This window comes from Sphingomonas sp. Leaf412 (genome assembly GCF_001425405.1).
In the GTDB taxonomy this organism is placed as follows: Bacteria; Pseudomonadota; Alphaproteobacteria; order Sphingomonadales; family Sphingomonadaceae; genus Sphingomonas.
In genome coordinates this window covers 364,334-380,651 of the sequence record NZ_LMQP01000002.1, presented here as the reverse complement: position 1 = coordinate 380,651, position 16,318 = coordinate 364,334, and the positions used below count along the sequence as shown (strand labels likewise).

Annotated in this window: 17 protein-coding genes; 9 read left to right on the top strand and 8 right to left on the bottom strand. The window is 69.1% G+C overall.

What is annotated here, in order from left to right:
* Window positions 1-4 precede the first annotated feature (4 nt).
* On the bottom strand, window positions 5-1,426 hold the full coding sequence (gene ahcY / locus ASG29_RS06270) for an adenosylhomocysteinase (RefSeq protein ID WP_055981774.1): 1,422 nt from the start codon (window positions 1,424-1,426) through the stop codon (window positions 5-7).
* Window positions 1,427-1,567: 141 nt separating this feature from the next.
* Window positions 1,568-2,116, bottom strand: coding sequence for a YqgE/AlgH family protein (locus tag ASG29_RS06265; protein ID WP_055981771.1), 549 nt, complete (start codon window positions 2,114-2,116; stop codon window positions 1,568-1,570).
* 93 nt (window positions 2,117-2,209) lie between these two features.
* On the opposite strand from ASG29_RS06265, the gene ASG29_RS06260 reads away from it, so the two are divergent.
* The 4 genes from ASG29_RS06260 (at window position 2,210) to ASG29_RS06245 (ending at window position 5,146) form a co-directional block, all read left to right on the top strand.
* Window positions 2,210-2,689, top strand: coding sequence for a peroxiredoxin (locus tag ASG29_RS06260; protein WP_055982340.1), 480 nt, complete (start codon window positions 2,210-2,212; stop codon window positions 2,687-2,689).
* Window positions 2,690-2,737: 48 nt separating this feature from the next.
* Window positions 2,738-3,004 (top strand): hypothetical protein, encoded by a 267-nt coding sequence (locus ASG29_RS06255; protein ID WP_055981768.1) that lies wholly within the window; start codon window positions 2,738-2,740, stop codon window positions 3,002-3,004.
* Between the two features lie 141 nt (window positions 3,005-3,145).
* Entirely contained in the window at window positions 3,146-4,579 is a 1,434-nt protein-coding gene (locus ASG29_RS06250; protein ID WP_055981765.1) for an AMP nucleosidase, read from the top strand.
* Window positions 4,580-4,642: 63 nt separating this feature from the next.
* Complete coding sequence (locus ASG29_RS06245; protein WP_055981762.1) at window positions 4,643-5,146, top strand: hypothetical protein; 504 nt, start codon at window positions 4,643-4,645, stop codon at window positions 5,144-5,146.
* 160 nt (window positions 5,147-5,306) lie between these two features.
* Here the strand turns inward: ASG29_RS06245 and ASG29_RS06240 are convergent, their stop codons facing one another.
* Window positions 5,307-6,068, bottom strand: coding sequence for an alpha/beta fold hydrolase (locus tag ASG29_RS06240; protein WP_055981759.1), 762 nt, complete (start codon window positions 6,066-6,068; stop codon window positions 5,307-5,309).
* Between the two features lie 319 nt (window positions 6,069-6,387).
* Between ASG29_RS06240 and ASG29_RS06235 the strand changes: the two genes are divergently transcribed.
* The 3 genes from ASG29_RS06235 to ASG29_RS06225 are packed head-to-tail and all read left to right on the top strand — an operon-like array spanning window position 6,388 to window position 9,435.
* Entirely contained in the window at window positions 6,388-6,828 is a 441-nt protein-coding gene (locus ASG29_RS06235) for a MarR family winged helix-turn-helix transcriptional regulator (RefSeq protein ID WP_055981756.1), read from the top strand.
* Window positions 6,821-7,912: an HlyD family secretion protein gene (locus ASG29_RS06230; protein ID WP_055981752.1), complete on the top strand. Its 1,092-nt coding sequence runs from the start codon at window positions 6,821-6,823 to the stop codon at window positions 7,910-7,912. Before ASG29_RS06235 ends, ASG29_RS06230 begins: the two co-directional genes overlap by 8 nt.
* Window positions 7,912-9,435: a DHA2 family efflux MFS transporter permease subunit gene (locus tag ASG29_RS06225; protein WP_055981748.1), complete on the top strand. Its 1,524-nt coding sequence runs from the start codon at window positions 7,912-7,914 to the stop codon at window positions 9,433-9,435. The genes ASG29_RS06230 and ASG29_RS06225 overlap by 1 nt, the downstream gene beginning before the upstream one ends.
* Here the strand turns inward: ASG29_RS06225 and ASG29_RS06220 are convergent, their stop codons facing one another.
* From ASG29_RS06220 to ASG29_RS06210, 3 genes are read right to left on the bottom strand one after another with little or no spacing between them, the layout of a single operon-like run.
* On the bottom strand, window positions 9,436-9,852 hold the full coding sequence (locus ASG29_RS06220; RefSeq protein WP_055981744.1) for a type II toxin-antitoxin system VapC family toxin: 417 nt from the start codon (window positions 9,850-9,852) through the stop codon (window positions 9,436-9,438).
* Entirely contained in the window at window positions 9,852-10,085 is a 234-nt protein-coding gene (locus tag ASG29_RS06215) for a FitA-like ribbon-helix-helix domain-containing protein (RefSeq protein ID WP_235532800.1), read from the bottom strand. The genes ASG29_RS06220 and ASG29_RS06215 overlap by 1 nt, the downstream gene beginning before the upstream one ends.
* A gap of 43 nt (window positions 10,086-10,128) precedes the next feature.
* On the bottom strand, window positions 10,129-11,157 hold the full coding sequence (locus ASG29_RS06210) for an aspartate-semialdehyde dehydrogenase (RefSeq protein WP_055982337.1): 1,029 nt from the start codon (window positions 11,155-11,157) through the stop codon (window positions 10,129-10,131).
* 157 nt (window positions 11,158-11,314) lie between these two features.
* On the opposite strand from ASG29_RS06210, the gene ASG29_RS06205 reads away from it, so the two are divergent.
* Complete coding sequence (locus ASG29_RS06205; RefSeq protein ID WP_082515701.1) at window positions 11,315-13,579, top strand: hypothetical protein; 2,265 nt, start codon at window positions 11,315-11,317, stop codon at window positions 13,577-13,579.
* Between the two features lie 46 nt (window positions 13,580-13,625).
* The gene (locus ASG29_RS06200) at window positions 13,626-15,242 is read left to right on the top strand and encodes a methyl-accepting chemotaxis protein (RefSeq protein ID WP_082515699.1); all 1,617 of its coding nucleotides are present in this window, start codon (window positions 13,626-13,628) and stop codon (window positions 15,240-15,242) included.
* 10 nt (window positions 15,243-15,252) lie between these two features.
* Here the strand turns inward: ASG29_RS06200 and ASG29_RS06195 are convergent, their stop codons facing one another.
* Window positions 15,253-15,522, bottom strand: a complete 270-nt coding sequence (locus ASG29_RS06195) for a DUF1467 family protein (protein WP_055981736.1) — start codon at window positions 15,520-15,522, stop codon at window positions 15,253-15,255.
* A gap of 29 nt (window positions 15,523-15,551) precedes the next feature.
* On the bottom strand, window positions 15,552-16,318 hold a 767-nt coding region (locus ASG29_RS17440; RefSeq protein WP_235532799.1), incomplete at its 5' end, for an MBL fold metallo-hydrolase RNA specificity domain-containing protein.

The window sequence follows — 16,318 nt, the reverse complement described above, 5'->3', positions numbered from 1 at the left end:
AGGATCAGTAGCGGTAATGGTCCGGCTTGAACGGCCCCTCGACCGGAACGCCGATGTACCCGGCCTGCTTCGGCGTCAGCTTGGACAGCTTCACGCCCAGCTTTTCGAGGTGCAGCGCGGCGACCTTCTCGTCCAGGTGCTTGGGCAGGACATACACCTGGTTCTGGTAGTTCTCGCCCTTCGTCCACAGCTCGATCTGCGCCAGCGTCTGGTTCGTGAACGACGCCGACATGACGAACGACGGATGGCCGGTGGCGCAGCCCAGGTTCACCAGGCGGCCCTTCGCCAAAACGATGATCTGCTTGCCGTCCGGGAACTTCACAAGGTCGGTGCCCGGCTTCACCTCGTCCCACTCGTAATTGTCGAGCTGCGCGATCTGGATCTCGCTGTCGAAGTGGCCGATGTTGCACACGATCGACATCGGCTTCATCGCCTTCATGTGATCGGCGGTGATGACGTCGGCGTTCCCGGTCGCGGTGCAGAAGATGTCGGCCCGCTCGACCGCCTCTTCCATCGTCACGACCTCGAAGCCTTCCATCGCGGCCTGCAATGCGCAGATCGGATCGACCTCGGTCACCATCACGCGCGCGCCGCCGTTGCGCAGCGACTGGGCGCTGCCCTTGCCGACGTCGCCGAAGCCCGCGACGCACGCGACCTTGCCCGCCAGCATGACGTCGGTCGCGCGACGGATCGCGTCGACCAGCGACTCCTTGCACCCGTACAGGTTGTCGAACTTCGACTTCGTCACCGAATCGTTGACGTTGATCGCGGGGAACGGCAGCTCGCCCTTCTTCGCGATCTCGTACAGGCGGTGGACGCCCGTCGTCGTCTCTTCGCTCACGCCCTTCAAATTCTTGACCGTCTGGGTCAGGTAGCCGGGATATTTGGCGATGAACGCCTTCACCGACCGCTGGAACTCGACTTCCTCGGCATTGTCCGGCTCGCCGAACGTGGCGCCCGCCTCCAGCTTCGCGCCCCACAGCGCGAACATCGTGGCGTCGCCGCCGTCGTCCAGGATGATGTTGGCGGTGGTGCCGTCACCGTCCGCGCCCCAGTTGAAGATGTCGCCGACGTAATCCCAATATTCCGCCAGCGTCTCGCCCTTGATCGCGAACACGGGCACGCCCGTCGCGGCGATCGCGGCGGCGGCATGGTCCTGCGTGGAGAAGATGTTGCACGTCGCCCAGCGCACCTGCGCGCCCAGCGCGGTCAGCGTCTCGATCAGCACCGCGGTCTGGATCGTCATGTGCAGCGAGCCGGTGATCCGCGCGCCCTTCAGCGGCTGCGACGCGCCGAATTCCTCGCGCAGCGCCATGAGGCCGGGCATCTCCGTCTCGGCGATGTCGATCTCCTTGCGGCCGAACGCGGCGAGGCCGATGTCCTTGATGGCGTAATCGTTGGTGTCGAGCACGGGGGCGGTTGCCACAGTGTATTCTCCGGTCGTGTGTAGGGCCGACCAAGGCGCACGAACGCCGATCGACATGCGCGCGGCCTTAGCGGCGAAGCCCGTCCGGGGCAAATATAAAGATATCTTTATATGGCGATGACGGCGGTTCGGTGCCGCCGTTCAGGCGTGGCCGGCCTCGGACGACAGCAGCCGCGCGTCGACGCCCGCCGCGGCGAACCCCGCCGACCACCGCTCCCCCGCCGGCACGTCGAACAGCAGGTCCGGCGTTCCCTCCACGTCCAGCCACCCGTGGCGCGTCATTTCCTCGTCCAGCTGCCCTGCGCCCCATCCGGCGTAGCCCAGCGCGACGACCCAGCGCCCCGGTCCCTTCCCCGCCGCGATCGCGCGCAGGATGTCCAGCGTGCCCGACAAGGCCCATCGACCGGCCACGTCGATCGTGTCCTGCCCGCTCCAGTCGCGGCTGTGCACGACGAAGCCGCGTCGCATCTCCACCGGGCCGCCGAAATGGACCGGCGCATCGGGCGCATCCCCCGGCGCGATCTCCAGCTGGCGCAGGACGTCGTGCAGGGTCAGGCCCGCGATCGTCGCGCCGATGCCGACGCCCAGCGCGCCCTGCGCATCATGGGCGCACATCGCGATCACCGCCTGGTCGAAGCGCGGATCGCCGATACCGGGCATGGCGAGGAGGAATCGGCCGGTCAGATACATTGCGGTGCAACGTAGCGACTGGTGCAGACGTTGCGAGCTTGAATTCATCCGGCCACGTTGCGAAACGGTGCCGAAACCTCACGGAGACGAATGATGACGATCACTGTCGGCGACCGTTTGCCCGAAGCGACGCTTACCAAGGTGGGGACCGACGGCCCGGAGCCGGTCGATACCGCCGATTACTTCAAGGGTCGCCGCGTCGCGGTGTTCGCGGTCCCCGGCGCCTTCACCCCCACCTGCTCCGCACGTCACCTGCCCGGCTATGTCGACAAGGCGGGGGAGCTGAAGGAGAAGGGCATCGACGAGATCGTGTGCACCTCGGTCAACGATCCATTCGTCCTGGGCGCCTGGTCCAAATCCGCGAACGCGGACGGGATCACGATGCTGGCGGACGGCAACGGCACCTTCGCCGAGGCGCTGGGCCTCGACATGGACGGCAGCAAGTTCGGCATGGGCAAGCGCAGCCAGCGCTACTCGATGGTCGTCAACGACGGCGTGGTCGAATCGCTGAACGTGGAGGGACCGGGCGAGTTCAAGGTCAGCTCCGCCGAGCATATGATCGGAAACCTCTGACGCAGGCCGGCGTTGGTCGTGACGCAAGCATAATGGAGTTACCGCGTCATGACCGACACCACCCTGAAATCCCTGCCCGACGACCTGAAGAGCACGACCGACCGCGCGCGCGACGTCGCCGGGCAGGCGCAGGAGAAGGTGAGCAACGCCGCGTCCGCCGCGGTCGATGCGGCGAAGGAGCATCCCTATGCCGCCGCGGGGATCGCGGTCGGCGTGGCGGCGGCGGTCGCGGGTGCGGCGCTTGGCGTCGCGAAGCTGCGCGAGGACACGCCCGCGAAGAAGCCCGCGGCGAAGAAGCCCGCCGCGAAGAAGTAAACGCCCACTTCCCCGTTCGGCCTGAGCGACGTCGAATGCCCCGCACCGACGCGGTGCTTCGACTTCGCTCGGGCCGAACGGCGGAGACGCACCGCCGTCACCCGTCTTGCCAGCGTCACACGGCAGGACTAACCCTCCGCGATGACCGCATCCGCCATCGTCGCTGACCTCGATCGCCTCTACACCGCCGCCGTCGCGCGGCTTCAGGGCGCGATCACCGCCTATATTTCCGACGGCACCGTCCCCACGCGCGAGGAACGGAAGGGCGGCGCCTTCGCCTATCCCGAGATACGGCTGAAATTCCGCGGCGGCGAAAGCCGGTCCGCGCCGCTGCGTTCGTTCGGGCGGCTGACCGCGCCGGGCGAATATCGCATCAGCGTGACGCGGCCGTCGCTCTTCGCCGACTATCTGGTCGAGCAGCTGACCCTGCTGATCGAGGATTACGACGTCGCGGTCGATGCGGTCGCCGGATCGCAGGAAATCCCCTTCCCCTACGTCATCGACGCGGGCCACGCGCTCAGCCTCGACGCGGTGTCCGCCGCCGAACTGGCGCGGTGGTTCCCCACGACCGAACTGGCGCATATCGGGGACGAGATCGCGGACGGCCTGTGGGCATCGATCGACGGCACGCGCCCGCTGGCGCTGTTCGACGGGCTGCGCACCGATTTCAGCCTCGCGCGGTTGCGGCACTATACCGGCACCCCGCCCGAGCATGTCCAGCGCTACGTCCTGTTCACCAATTACCACCGCTACGTCGACGAATTCGTCCGCTGGGCGGGCGCGCAGGTGGGGGCGGAGGGCAGCCGCTTCACCGCATTGTCGGGGCCGGGGAACGTCCTGTTCACCGCGGGCGACGACCCCGCGATGCTGGACGACAGCGCGTGGCGGCGGTTGCAGATGCCGGCCTATCACCTGATGGCCGACGACCGCACCGGCATCACCCTGGTCAACATCGGCGTCGGCCCGTCGAATGCGAAGACCATCTGCGACCATCTGGCGGTGATGCGGCCGGAGGCGTGGCTGATGATCGGCCATTGCGGCGGGCTGCGGCCGTCGCAGCGGATCGGCGACTATGTCCTCGCGCACGCCTATCTGCGCGACGACCATGTGCTCGACGACATGCTCCCGCCCGAAATCCCCGTGCCCGCGATCGCGGAGGTGCAGCAGGCACTGGCGCGCGCGGCGGAAACGGTCAGCGGCCAGTCGGGCGACGAACTGAAGCGGCGGCTGCGCACCGGCACGATCGTGACGACCGACGATCGCAACTGGGAATTGCGCTATTCCCGCTCCGCGCTGCGCTTCTCGCTCAGCCGGGCCGTCGCGATCGACATGGAAAGCGCGACGATCGCGGCGCAGGGGTTCCGCTTCCGCGTGCCGTACGGCACCTTGCTGTGCGTGTCGGACAAGCCGCTGCACGGCGAGCTGAAGCTGCCGGGACAGGCCAACCGCTTCTACGAACGCGCGATCAGCGAGCATATGCGGATCGGGATCGAGACGTGCGAGGAATTGCGGCGCGAGGGCGCGAAGCTGCACAGCCGCAAGCTGCGCGCCTTCAACGAACCGCCGTTCCGCTAGGATCGGAAACCATTACTCCCTGACGCGTTACGCGAGCGTACCGAAATCGACAGGGAGCGACACATGGCCGACGATACGCAGGAAACCCCGACTCCCCCCGCCCCGCGTCGCCGCGCCCCGCGCAGCACATCGACGGGCACGAAGTCGGCCGCTGGGAAGACCGCCGCGACGAAGCCGGGCCCCAAGCCCGCCGATGACGGCGCGGCGACCCCCGCCAAGGCCCCGCGCAAGGCCGCCGCCGCGAAGCCGCGCACGACCAAGCGCACGGCCCCCGCCACGAAACGCGCCGCGACGGCGACGGCGACGGCGGCCAAGCCGAAGCGCACGACCGCCGCGAAGAAGCCCTCCACCCGCACCCGCACCACGTCGACCGAGGCGAAGGGCGGCACGCGCTGGGGACCCGCCGCCATCGCGGGCGGCATCGCCGCGATCGGCGCTGCGGCGACCGCGGCGCTGCTGTCGCTGCGCGGCTCGACGCCGAAGGACGGCGCGCACCAGCCCGACGGCAAGGACTCGACCGCCTCGTTCAAGGCCGGAATCGCGGACCAGAACACGATCCCGAACTGACCCGCCGTCTCGCCCCTCCCCGCCACCGCCGGAGAGGGGCGGTGCCGCGACCGGCCGGCGGAATCAGGCCCGCCGTATTCTGCCGGTGGCGGTCATCGGGTCGCCGCCGCGGATACGACGGCCCGTCGCGAAAGGGCCCGTCCCTCGCCGGGCGCCGTCGCTATTCGCGCAGGAACGCGGCGATCGCCTCGCCCAGCTCGGGTTTCGTCACCGAACTCATATGGTTCCCCGGCACCTCGACCAGCCGCGCCTGCGGCAGCGCCGCCGCCAGGTCCGCGGCGGACCCGTTGTCCGCATCGTCCACGCCGTTCACGACCAGCGCGGGCTGCGCGAAGGCGCGGACGGTTGCCATCGGTGTGTCGACGAATGTCTCGATCACCCCGCGCAGGGCGACCGGGTCGCCCCCGGTCGTCTTCAGGAACGCCTCCGCCATCCATTCCGGCGATCCGCGCTCGTGCGTGCCGAGATTGTCGAGGATCCGGCGGAAATGGTTCGCGCGCCGGTCCGCATCGGTAAGCCCCTCCAGGCCCATGCCCGAAAACACGATGCGCCCCGGCGTCGCGCCCGTCGCGAGCATCCGTGACGTCGTCCGCGCGCCCAGCGAATAGCCGCCCAGGTCGTAGTCGGTGAGGCCGAGGTGCGCGATCAGCGCATGGCCGTCCTTCGCCAGCGCGTCGGGCGGATAGGCGGCCGGATCGTGCGGCCGGTCGCTTTCGCCATGTCCGCGCAGGTCGGGCATGATGACCCGCCGCCCCGCCGCCGCGATGGCCGCCGCGTGCCCGAAGCGGATCCAGTTCGTGGCCGCGTCGGAGAAATAGCCGTGGATCAGGACGACGGGCCGCCCCTCCCCCGTCTCTCGCCACGCGAGGCGGACGCCGTCGAAGCTATCGAAATATTTGGTATCGGTCGGGGAGCTTGCCACTGGCGTCGATCCATTTCGCAATGATGTCGGGACGGTTGGAGGTGCGCGTCGTCGCGCTGCGCGATCGGGGGCGATACGGCCCCTGCGTCGACCGGATCGAGTCGGCGCGCACCAACCGCAGGCGTGCGGCGAACACGCCCGCGGGTATCTGCGCCCGAACCGGCACCCGCCGGTCGTGTCCTGCGTCATTGGACGGGCATATCGCGCGCGCGTCGGAACGTCCACGCCGCTCCTCTTCCGTCAGCGCGGATCGGTTAGCGTATCGAAATGTTGCCGGACGCCCTTCCGCTTCATAAGCATGCTTATTATATGCGCATTCATGACGGACAGCATCGGATTCCTGTTGAGCGACGCGTCGCGCCTCCTGCGTCGCCGGTTCGACGCGCGCGCGCGGGCGATCGGCGTGACGCGGCCGCAATGGCGCGCACTGACCGCGCTCAGCCGGGCGGAGGGCATCAACCAGGGCGCGCTGGCCGAACGGCTGGAGGTCGAGCCGATCACTTTGTGCCGGATGGTCGACCGGCTGGAGGAGGCGGGCCTGGTCGAGCGGCGACGCGATCCGGGCGACCGGCGCGTCTGGCGCATCTTCCTCACCGACCGGTCGCGACCGTTGCTGGACGACCTGCGCGTCATCGGCGCCGACGTGACCGAACGCGCGCTCGACGGCCTGTCGCCGGGGGAGCGCGACGCGCTCGTCCGCGCGCTCGAACGCATCCGCGACAATCTCACCCATGAACCCGTGGAGGCCGCGCATGGCTGACGCCGATCCGCACCGGATGCCCGCCGCGACGACCGAGGTCTCGGCGACGGATATCGAGAATCTGACGGCGGACGCCGTCGCGCCCCCGCGCCGCCGTTGGGGCCGACTGGCGCTGCTGCTGGGCGTACCGCTGCTCATCGCGCTCGTCGGGGGATATTTCTATCTCACCTCGGGCCGCTACGTGTCCACCGACAATGCGTACGTCCGGCAGGACATGGTGTCGGTCAGCCCCGACGTGTCGGGCCGCATCGTGGCGGTGAACGTCGGCGAGAACCAGCGCGTGAAGGCGGGCGACATCCTGTTCCGCATCGACCCCGAACCGTTCCGCATCGCCTTGCTCCAGGCCGACGCCGCGCTGGCGGAGGCGCGCGTCGACGTGTCGACGAAGGCGACCGACACCGGCACCGCCGCCGCGGATATCCAGAGCGCGCAGGCGGACGTCACGCTGGCACAGGTCAATTACGGACGGCAGCAGGCGTTGATGCGCCGCGGCTTCACCACGCGCGTGGCGTTCGACGCCGCGACGCAGCAGGTCGCCGCCGCCCGCGCGCGCCTCGCCTCCGCGCAGGCATCCGCCGCACGCGCACGGGCGCAGCTGGGGTCGGGCAATGCCGCCGGGCAGCCCGCCGCGATCCAGGCCGCGCTGGCCCGTCGCGAACAGGCCGCGCTGAACCTGGCGCGTACCACCGTCCGCGCGCCGACCGACGGCGTCGTCAGCCAGACCAGCCGGTTGCAGGTCGGCAACATCACCCCCAGCGGCGTCCCCGCGCTCAGCATCGTCGCGGGCGGGGCGGCGTGGATCGAGGCGAATTTCAAGGAAACCGACCTCGACCACATGCGCGTCGGGCAATCGGTCCGGGTCGAATTCGACGCCTATCCCGAACTGGACGTGCGCGGACGCGTGCAGTCGATCGGCGCGGGCACGGGCTCGCAATTCTCGGTCCTGCCGGCGCAGAATGCGACCGGCAACTGGGTGAAGGTGACGCAGCGCGTGCCGGTGCGGATCGCGATCGCGGGCAATCCGCCGCGGGCGATGATCGCGGGCCTTTCCGCCGACGTGACGGTCGACACGGGCGAGCGGTGATGGCGGGCCAGCCGCTCCTGCCGACGCGCAACCGCGGGTTGCTGACCGTCGGCGTCATGGGCGCGATGGTGATGCAGATCCTCGACACCACCATCGCCAACGTCGCCCTGCCGCACATGCAGACGTCGCTGGCCGCCACGATGGATACGGTCACCTGGGTGCTGACCAGTTACATCGTCGCGACCGCGATCGCGCTGCCCGCGACCGGCTGGCTGTCCGATCGCCTCGGCAGCCGCAACCTGTTCCTGCTGTCGGTCGGCGGCTTCGTCGTCGCGTCGATGCTGTGCGGCATCGCGACCAGCCTGCCCGAGATGGTGGCGTTCCGCGTCTTCCAGGGGATCTGCGCCGCCTTCATCAACCCGCTGTCGCAGACCGCGATGCTCGACATCAACCCGCCCGAACGCGCGGCGAAGGCGATGAGCGTGTGGGGCATGGGCGTCATGGTCGGCCCGATCATGGGGCCGGTGATCGGCGGATACCTGACCGAGAACTACGACTGGCGCTGGGTCTTCTACGTCAACGTGCCGGTCGGCGCGCTGACCTTCGCGATCCTGTGGGCGCTGCTTCCTTCGCGGCCGAAGGCGACGCGATCGTTCGACTATGCCGGGTTCGTCTATCTCGGCATCGCGGTCGCGGCTTTCCAGCTGATGCTGGACCGGGGGCAGAGCGAGGACTGGTTCGACAGTTGGGAGATCGTGGCGGAAGGCCTCGTCGCGCTGGCGGCGGCGTGGATGACGATCGTCCACTTCGCCACCGCGCGCCGCCCCTTGTTCGACCGCGCATTGTTCGCCAACCGCAACCTGGTCATGGGCATGGTGTTCATGGTCGTCGTCGGCATTTCCACCATGGCGCCGATGGCGCTGCTGCCGCCGATGTTGCAGCAATTGTTCGGCTATCCCGTCGTCGACACCGGCCTGATGATGGCGCCGCGCGGCGTCGGCGTCCTGTTCACCATGTGGCTGGCGGGGCAGTTGATGGGGAAGGTCGACACGCGCGCGGTCATCATGGTCGGCCTCGCCATCTTCGCGCTGTCGCTGCGCATGATGGCGCAATGGTCGCTGGAAATGGACTTCTGGCCGGTGGTGACCGCGGGCTTCATCCAGGGGCTGGGCATGGGCCTGGTCTTCATGCCCCTCAACGCCCTCGCGTTCGCCACGCTGGACGGGAAGTATCGCACCGACGGGTCGAGCCTGCTGAACCTCATGCGCTCGATCGGCCAGTCCGCGGGGATTTCGATGGTCACCGTCCTCTTGGCCCGCAACATCCAGGTCAGCCACGCCGACCTCGCCGCGCACGTCACCGCCAATACCATCCCCGCGATCAACCTCGGCCAGATCGACCGGTTCGGGTCGCTGTCCGACGCCGTGCTGGGCGCGGCGGACGCGATGATAAACCGGCAGGCGGCGATGGTCGCCTATGTCGACGATTTCTACCTGATGGCGTGGATATCGATCGCGGTCGTCCCGCTGGTGCTGCTGCTCAAGAAACCGAAGGGGAAGATCGAGGTGGTGCACAGCGAGTAGTCAGAGCGGTTCGCCCGGTATCACCAGGTGCAAGCCAAGCCCACCAGCCCTGACCTTGCCCGCGAACTTCAGATCGCTCGTCGCCAGAATGCAATTGCGTTCGATCGCGAGCGCCAAATAGACGCAGTCCTGGATCGCGTGGGAAAGATGGACCGACAGCCGGAGCGACCGTTCGATCAGGGTGTCGGTCGGCACATATTCGGATATGAATTCCGGCAATGCTCCCATCGCGGTCAAGGCGGTATCGATGGGAAGGCCGTAATATCGCACCTTCTTGGACAAGGCGCCCGCCACTTCCAGGGTGACGAGCGACGGCGCGAGAATATCGTCCGCGGAAAAGATCAGCGCCCTCGCCGCCTCTGTCCCCACTTCCCGCGTCAACGCCTTCACGACGACGCTGGCATCCACCACCAGCATCAGCGGCTGTCGCGATCCTCACGGATCAACAGCGTGCTATCGACCGCGGCGGACGACGGTGGCGTCAATGCCAGCAGACGATCGGACAAGGCGAGCAACTCTTCCTTCGACAGTCGCGCTCGCGGCCGGGTCGACGCAAGCGCGGCACGCAATTCGGCCTCCAGCGACCGACCATGGTCCGCCGCAGATCGCTTATAGTCCTCGATCAGACCGTCATCGAGGTTGCGGATCAAAACCTGTCCCATGAAGCAATGCTATCATAACGATGGCATCGCCTCAATCCGCCTTGCGCAGATGCCGTCGCCCCAGCAGTTCCGCGATCTGAACCGCGTTCAGCGCCGCGCCCTTGCGCAGGTTGTCGCTCACGCACCACAGCATCAGCCCGTTGTCGACCGTGGGATCGTCGCGCACGCGGCTGACGTAGGTCGCGTCGTCGCCCGCCGCCTCGATCGGGGTGATGTATCCGCCGTCCTCGCGCTTGTCGATCAGCATGATGCCCGGCGATTCGCGCAGGATCTTCTGCGCGTCCTCCGCCGACAATTCACGCTCGAACTCGACGTTGATCGCCTCGGAATGCCCGACGAACACGGGCACGCGGACGCAGGTCGCGGCGACCTTGATCTTCGCGCCCAGGATCTTCTTCGTCTCGACCACCATCTTCCATTCTTCCTTCGTCGACCCGTCGTCGAGGAAGCTGTCGATGTGCGGGATGACGTTGAACGCGATCTGCTTCGTGAACTTCTTCGCCTCCGCCGGATCGCCGACGAAGATGTTGCGCGATTGCTCGAACAATTCGTCCATCCCGATCTTCCCCGCGCCGCTGACCGACTGGTAGGTCGCGACGACGACGCGGCGGATCGTGGCGGCATCGTGCAGCGGCTTGAGCGCCACGACCATCTGCGCGGTCGAGCAATTGGGGTTCGCAATGATGTTCTTCGCGCGATACCCGTCGATCGCGTCGGCGTTCACCTCCGGCACGATCAGCGGCACGTCGGGGTCCATGCGATACAGCGAGCTGTTGTCGATCACGGTGCAGCCCGCGGCGGCGAATTTCGGCGCATACACCGCGGTCGCCTCGCTCCCGATCGCGAACAGCGCCATGTCCCACCCGGCGGGGTCGAAATGCTCGATGTTCTGCACCTTCAGCATCCGGCCGGTGTCGCCGTACTCGATCTGATCCCCGACCGAGCGCGAGGACGCCAGCACCGCGATCTCGTCGGCGGGAAACTGCCGCTCGGCCAGGATGTTGACCATCTCGCGCCCGACGTTCCCCGTCGCGCCCGCGACCACCACCTTGTACCCCATCGTCACTTCCCGCTGACCAAGTCGTTCGCGCGCTCCTAGGCCGCGCACCGGGCCAAGGGAAGCGTGCAGCGCTTGCCGCGCCTAAAGACCGGCTTGGCGGACCGGCCGTTCGCCGCACGGCCCTTTCGCGAACAACGAAAGCTGGTACATCGGCGGGATGAACGGGGGACTGGCGATCGTCGAGATGCGCGCGACCGAGCTTTACGAGGAACCGCAGGCGGCACCCCCGCCCGCGGAGGCCGTGGGCGTGTGGGAGAATGAACCGCCGATGGGCAGCGCGCGGCGGCGCGCCGTGGGGATCGGCGCGGTCGCCGCGTCGCTGGTGTGGATCGGCGTCCTGATCTGGCTGGCGCGCGATTCGCTGACGACGATGACGCCGCTGGCGCTGGCGCAGTTCGGCGCGGCGGCGGCGACGGTCCCCGCGCTGGCGGGTATCCTTTGGCTGGTCGCCCTGCGCACCAGCACCGCGGAGGCGCGACGCTTCGCCACCAGCGCCCATGCCATGCGCAACGAGGCGGAGGCGCTGGAAAGCACGGTCGCCATCCTGGGCGAGACGATCGAGGAGCGGCGCCGGCAACTGGCGGAGCAGGTCCGCCTGCTGACCGCGCTGGGCGATGCCGCGACCAACCGGCTGGCGTCGATCGGACGCGGCCTGTCGGAGGAGATCGACCAGGCGGACGTGCATGCCCGCTCGCTGGCGGGCATGGCCGAACGCGCGCAGGAACGGCTGGACCTGCTGGTCGCCACGATGCCGAAGGCGCAGGGCGAGACGCAGGAATTGACCGCCGCGCTGGAACGCGCGGGCCTCGCCGCGGGCGAGCGCACCGCGGCGCTGGACGCGCAGGTTGCCGCGCTGGCGGCGCGCGGGCGAGAGGCGGAGAATATCGCCAGCGGCGCGGCGGAGAAGCTGGCCGCGCATATCGCGCGCATGGACGCCACCGGCGCCGCCGCGGGCGCGAAGCTGGAGACGGTGACGCAGGACGCCGCCGCCGCGGTCGACGCGCTGCTGAACCGCACCGCCGACGCGATCGACCAGTCGCGGCAGGGCATCGCCGCGCAGGGCGACGCGATGCTGGCGATGATCGGCACGAACCAGTCCGCGCTGGACCAGGCCGCGCGCGAAAGCGCGGAGGCGCTGGCGGAACGGATCAGCCTGATCGAGATCGTGATCGAGCGGATCGCCGCGCGGCTGGACGCGCAGCGCGAAAGCGGGCGCGGGCTGTTCGACGAACTCGACGAGGCGACCGCGCGGATCGACCGGCGCTTCGCCGCGCTGGGCGAATCGGGAACCGAGCGTGCGCAGGCGCTGGCCGCATCGGTCAGCGCGCTGGGCAGCACCGCGGATGCGATGGCGGTGTCGCTGGACGCCGGGATCGCGGCGGGCGAGCGTTCCATCGTCACCGCCGAATTGCTGCTGACCTCGCTCGACGCCGCGGTGCGCGAGATGGACGAGACGCTGCCCGACGCGATCGAGCGGCTGGAGGCGCGCGTGACGCAATCGCGCCAGGTGGTCGTCGCGGCGAAGCCCGAGCTGCTCGCGCTCGTCACCGCCGCCGAAAGCACCCACGACGCGATCGAGGCGGTGGCGCAGGTGGTGTCGGATCAGCGGCGGCAGGTCGACACGCTCAGCGCGACGCTGCTCGAATCGCTGGCTCAGGGGCGCGACCGCGCGGACGCGATCGGCGCGGCGGTGGGCGATGCGGCGCGCGAGGCGGACCAATTGTCCGAGACCGCGGCACCGCGCCTGATCGAGGCGCTGCTGCGCGTACGCGAGACCGCGGCGTCGGCGGCGGAACATGCGCGCGAGACGCTGGCCCGCGTCATCCCCGAGGCCGCGGAGGCACTGGAGCACGCCAGCGCCGCGGCCGTCCTGCGCGCGACCGAGCGCGGCGTCGAACCGCACATCCGCCAGATCGCGGCGGCGGCGGAGGATGCGGTGACCGCGGCGGCGCGCGCGGCGGCACGGCTCGACCAGCAATTGCAGGGGATCGAGGCCACGATCGCGCTGGTCGACCAGCGGCTGGAGGAAGCGCGCGAGGATCGCGACGACGTCGACAGTTTCGCGCGTCGTGCGTCGCTGTTGATCGAGGCGCTGAACTCCGCCTCGATCGACCTGACGCGCACCTTCGCGCCCGAGATATCGGACAGCGCCTGGGCCGCGTATCTGAAGGGCGACCGCGGCGTCTTCACCCGCCGCGCGGTGCGCCTGCTCGACGGCAGCGAGCAGCGCGACGTCCTGCGACTGTACGACGACGACAGCACGTTCCGCGAGCAGGTGAACCGCTACATCCACGATTTCGAGGCGATGCTGCGCATCATCCTGGCGCAACGCGACGGCTCGCCGCTGGGCGTGACCCTGCTGTCCAGCGACATGGGCAAATTGTACGTCGCACTGGCGCAGGCGATCGAACGCCTGCGATAGGCCCTGCTTTAACGTTAATGAAACGACGTTCACCCATGAAGCGCGGATGATCGAACGTCCTTCGTCGGCCGGCGGTGTCCCGGCAGCAATCGCGCGGTTGCGTCGCCTGCTCGGAATCGGATCAGGCGACGCGGCGCCGTCGATCGACCTGGTGTCGATCCAGTTCCGGGCGGTCCGGACCGGCTATCCGATCACCTTCGTCTGTACCCTCGTCGCGATGGCGACCATCATCTGGTCGCTGCCGCACAATCCGCTCACGTGGTGGAGCGCGGTCCCGCTGGTCGCCATTTCGTGCTTCAGCCTGTGCCGCTGGCGAAGCGAACGCCGCGACGGGTGGCGGGTGACCGACGGCAAGCGCACCATCCTGGCGACGTCCGCACTGTCGCTCGCCACCTCCCTGTCCTGGGGGGTGCTGATGGCCGCCGCGGTGATGCAGGCCGATCATGTGCAGATGATCCTGTTCTGCTGCGTGATCGCGGGGGTGATGGCGGTCGGATGCCTGGCGGTCGCATCGATGCCGCTCGCCAGCATCGCGTTCCTGTCCGGCTCGGCGGTGTTCGCCGCGCTCGACGTGTATCTGGTCGGCCTGTCCGGCGTGATCGCGGCGATGCTGGCGATCTTCTTCGTCCTGCTGGGACGGTCCGTGCTGACGCAGGCCGAACTGGTCGCAGCGAATTTCGAAAGCGGCGTCGATCTCGCGCGCGCGGGGGAGTATCGCACCATTGCGGAGCGCACCGCGCTGAACGAACGCGCGCGCGCGCTGCTGGCGGAGGCGTCCGCGGCGCAGGGGATACGCGAACGCGCGATCGAGGAGCGGCGCTCGATCATGGTGGCGCTGGGGGAGCGGTTCGAACGGTCGATCATGGACATGGTCGCCGCACTCGGCGACGCGGCGGGTGCGACCCGCGCCTCCGCCGAGGGGCTGGCGACGCTGAGCGAACAGCAGGCCTGCGATGCGGAGCGCATCTCGAACACCGCCAAGGGCGCGAGCGAGGCGAGCGAGGCGATGCGGTCGACCTCGCACGAACTCACCCGCTCGATCGCGCAGGTCGCGCGCCGCGCGACGGATCAGGCGGCGCTGACCACCGCGGCGGGTGCCACGTCGCGGGACAGTGCGCGCGTCATCGCGGAACTGACGACCGGCGCGCAGGATATCGGACGGGTCGTCGCGCTGATCGGGGAGATCGCGCGCCAGACCAACATGCTGGCGCTCAACGCCACGATCGAGGCGGCGCGCGCGGGAGCGGCGGGGCGCGGCTTCTCGATCGTGGCGACGGAGGTGAAGTCGCTCGCCGACCAGACGCAGCGCGCGACCGCGGAGATCGATTCGCAGATCGCGGTCATCCAGCAGCGCGTGGCCGCCGTGGCGACGGTGATCGCCGCGATCGACCGCGACACCGGCGCGATCGAGGTCCTGGCCGGGGCGATCAACGACGCGATGGCCGAACAGTCGCACGCCGCCGTCGCGATCGATCACGCCGCGACGGTTACGGCCGAGGGCGCGGGAAACCTGCGCGACGGGGTGGAGGCGGCGGCGCGGTTGTCGGAACGCACGCGCGACCTGACCACGGACGTCGCGCGATCGAGCGCGGCGATGGTCGCGCGGGTCGGCGACATCACAAATGCCGCCCACGCGTTCCTGGGCGAGTTGCGCGCGGCCTGACCGCGCGCCCTCACCCGACGGGGTCGACCCAGTCGAACTCGCTCGGCACGATCCACCCCGCCTCGTAATTGGCCACGAACAGCGCGAACAGGATCGTCGCGACGATCGTCGTGCGCAACAGGACGCGCGGAAGCGAGAAGGTGTGCGGTGCGCTCTCCGCCTGTCCGGGCACCATCTCCACCCCCGCCTCCCGCGACGTCTTCACGCCGAAGGGAAGCACGAGGAAGACGGAAAACGCCCAGAACAGGATGTAGATCGCGACCAGCGAGGTCCAGCGCACTGCTCGTTCCTTTCCTTGGCCTTCCCCCGTCAGACCTGCACGATCACCACGTCGATGATCGGCTTCTTGCCGGTCCAGCGCGTCGCGACCTTGCGGACGGCGAGGCGCACGTCCTCGCGCAGCCGCTCGCGGTCGCGCACGCGGCCCTTGGCGGCGTCGCTCGCCGCCTCGACCGCGTCGGCCAGGAACGCGTCGCGCTCGTCCTCGACCGGCACGCCCTGCACGCGCACCTCGGGCACGCCGCCCGCGCGGCCGTTGCGGTCGACCGCGATGCCGACCGAAATCTGGCCGTTGACCGCGATGCGGCGGCGCTCGTTGATCGTGTTGCCGTCCGCGGGCAGGATCACGTCGCCGTCTAGGACGAGGCGACCGACCGGCGCGTCGCCGATCTTCGCCGGGCCGTCGGGCGCGAGGCGAATGATGTCGCCGTCGGTCTGGACCAGCGCGTTGCGGATGCCGTTGGCGAGGCCGAAGCGGGCATGCTCCTTCAAATGGCGCATCTCGCCATGGACGGGGATCAGCGTGTCGGGACGCATCCAGCCGTACATCTTCAACAGTTCGGGACGCCCCGGGTGACCGGACACGTGCACATGCGCCTGCTTCTCGGTCACCATCTCGACGCCCGCGCCCGCGAGCTGGTTCTGGATGCGGCCGATCGCCACCTCGTTCCCCGGAATCTGCTTCGACGAGAAGACGACCGTGTCGCCCTCCGTCAGCCGGATCGGGTGCGACTTGTCCGCGATGCGCGCCAGCGCGGCGCGCGCCTCGCCCTGCCCGCCGGTCGCCACGACGAGCA

What these genes read in the sequence shown, in the direction of transcription:
- ASG29_RS06265 (WP_055981771.1), bottom strand. Translation starts at nt 2,116, where the DNA reads ATGTATCTGACCGGCCGATTCCTCCTCGCCATGCCCGGTATCGGCGAT.
- ASG29_RS06260 (WP_055982340.1), top strand. Translation starts at nt 2,210, where the DNA reads ATGACGATCACTGTCGGCGACCGTTTGCCCGAAGCGACGCTTACCAAG.
- ASG29_RS06255 (WP_055981768.1), top strand. Translation starts at nt 2,738, where the DNA reads ATGACCGACACCACCCTGAAATCCCTGCCCGACGACCTGAAGAGCACG.
- ASG29_RS06250 (WP_055981765.1), top strand. Translation starts at nt 3,146, where the DNA reads ATGACCGCATCCGCCATCGTCGCTGACCTCGATCGCCTCTACACCGCC.
- ASG29_RS06245 (WP_055981762.1), top strand. Translation starts at nt 4,643, where the DNA reads ATGGCCGACGATACGCAGGAAACCCCGACTCCCCCCGCCCCGCGTCGC.
- ASG29_RS06235 (WP_055981756.1), top strand. Translation starts at nt 6,388, where the DNA reads ATGACGGACAGCATCGGATTCCTGTTGAGCGACGCGTCGCGCCTCCTG.
- ASG29_RS06230 (WP_055981752.1), top strand. Translation starts at nt 6,821, where the DNA reads ATGGCTGACGCCGATCCGCACCGGATGCCCGCCGCGACGACCGAGGTC.
- ASG29_RS06225 (WP_055981748.1), top strand. Translation starts at nt 7,912, where the DNA reads ATGGCGGGCCAGCCGCTCCTGCCGACGCGCAACCGCGGGTTGCTGACC.
- ASG29_RS06220 (WP_055981744.1), bottom strand. Translation starts at nt 9,852, where the DNA reads ATGCTGGTGGTGGATGCCAGCGTCGTCGTGAAGGCGTTGACGCGGGAA.
- ASG29_RS06210 (WP_055982337.1), bottom strand. Translation starts at nt 11,157, where the DNA reads ATGGGGTACAAGGTGGTGGTCGCGGGCGCGACGGGGAACGTCGGGCGC.
- ASG29_RS06205 (WP_082515701.1), top strand. Translation starts at nt 11,315, where the DNA reads ATGAACGGGGGACTGGCGATCGTCGAGATGCGCGCGACCGAGCTTTAC.
- ASG29_RS06200 (WP_082515699.1), top strand. Translation starts at nt 13,626, where the DNA reads ATGATCGAACGTCCTTCGTCGGCCGGCGGTGTCCCGGCAGCAATCGCG.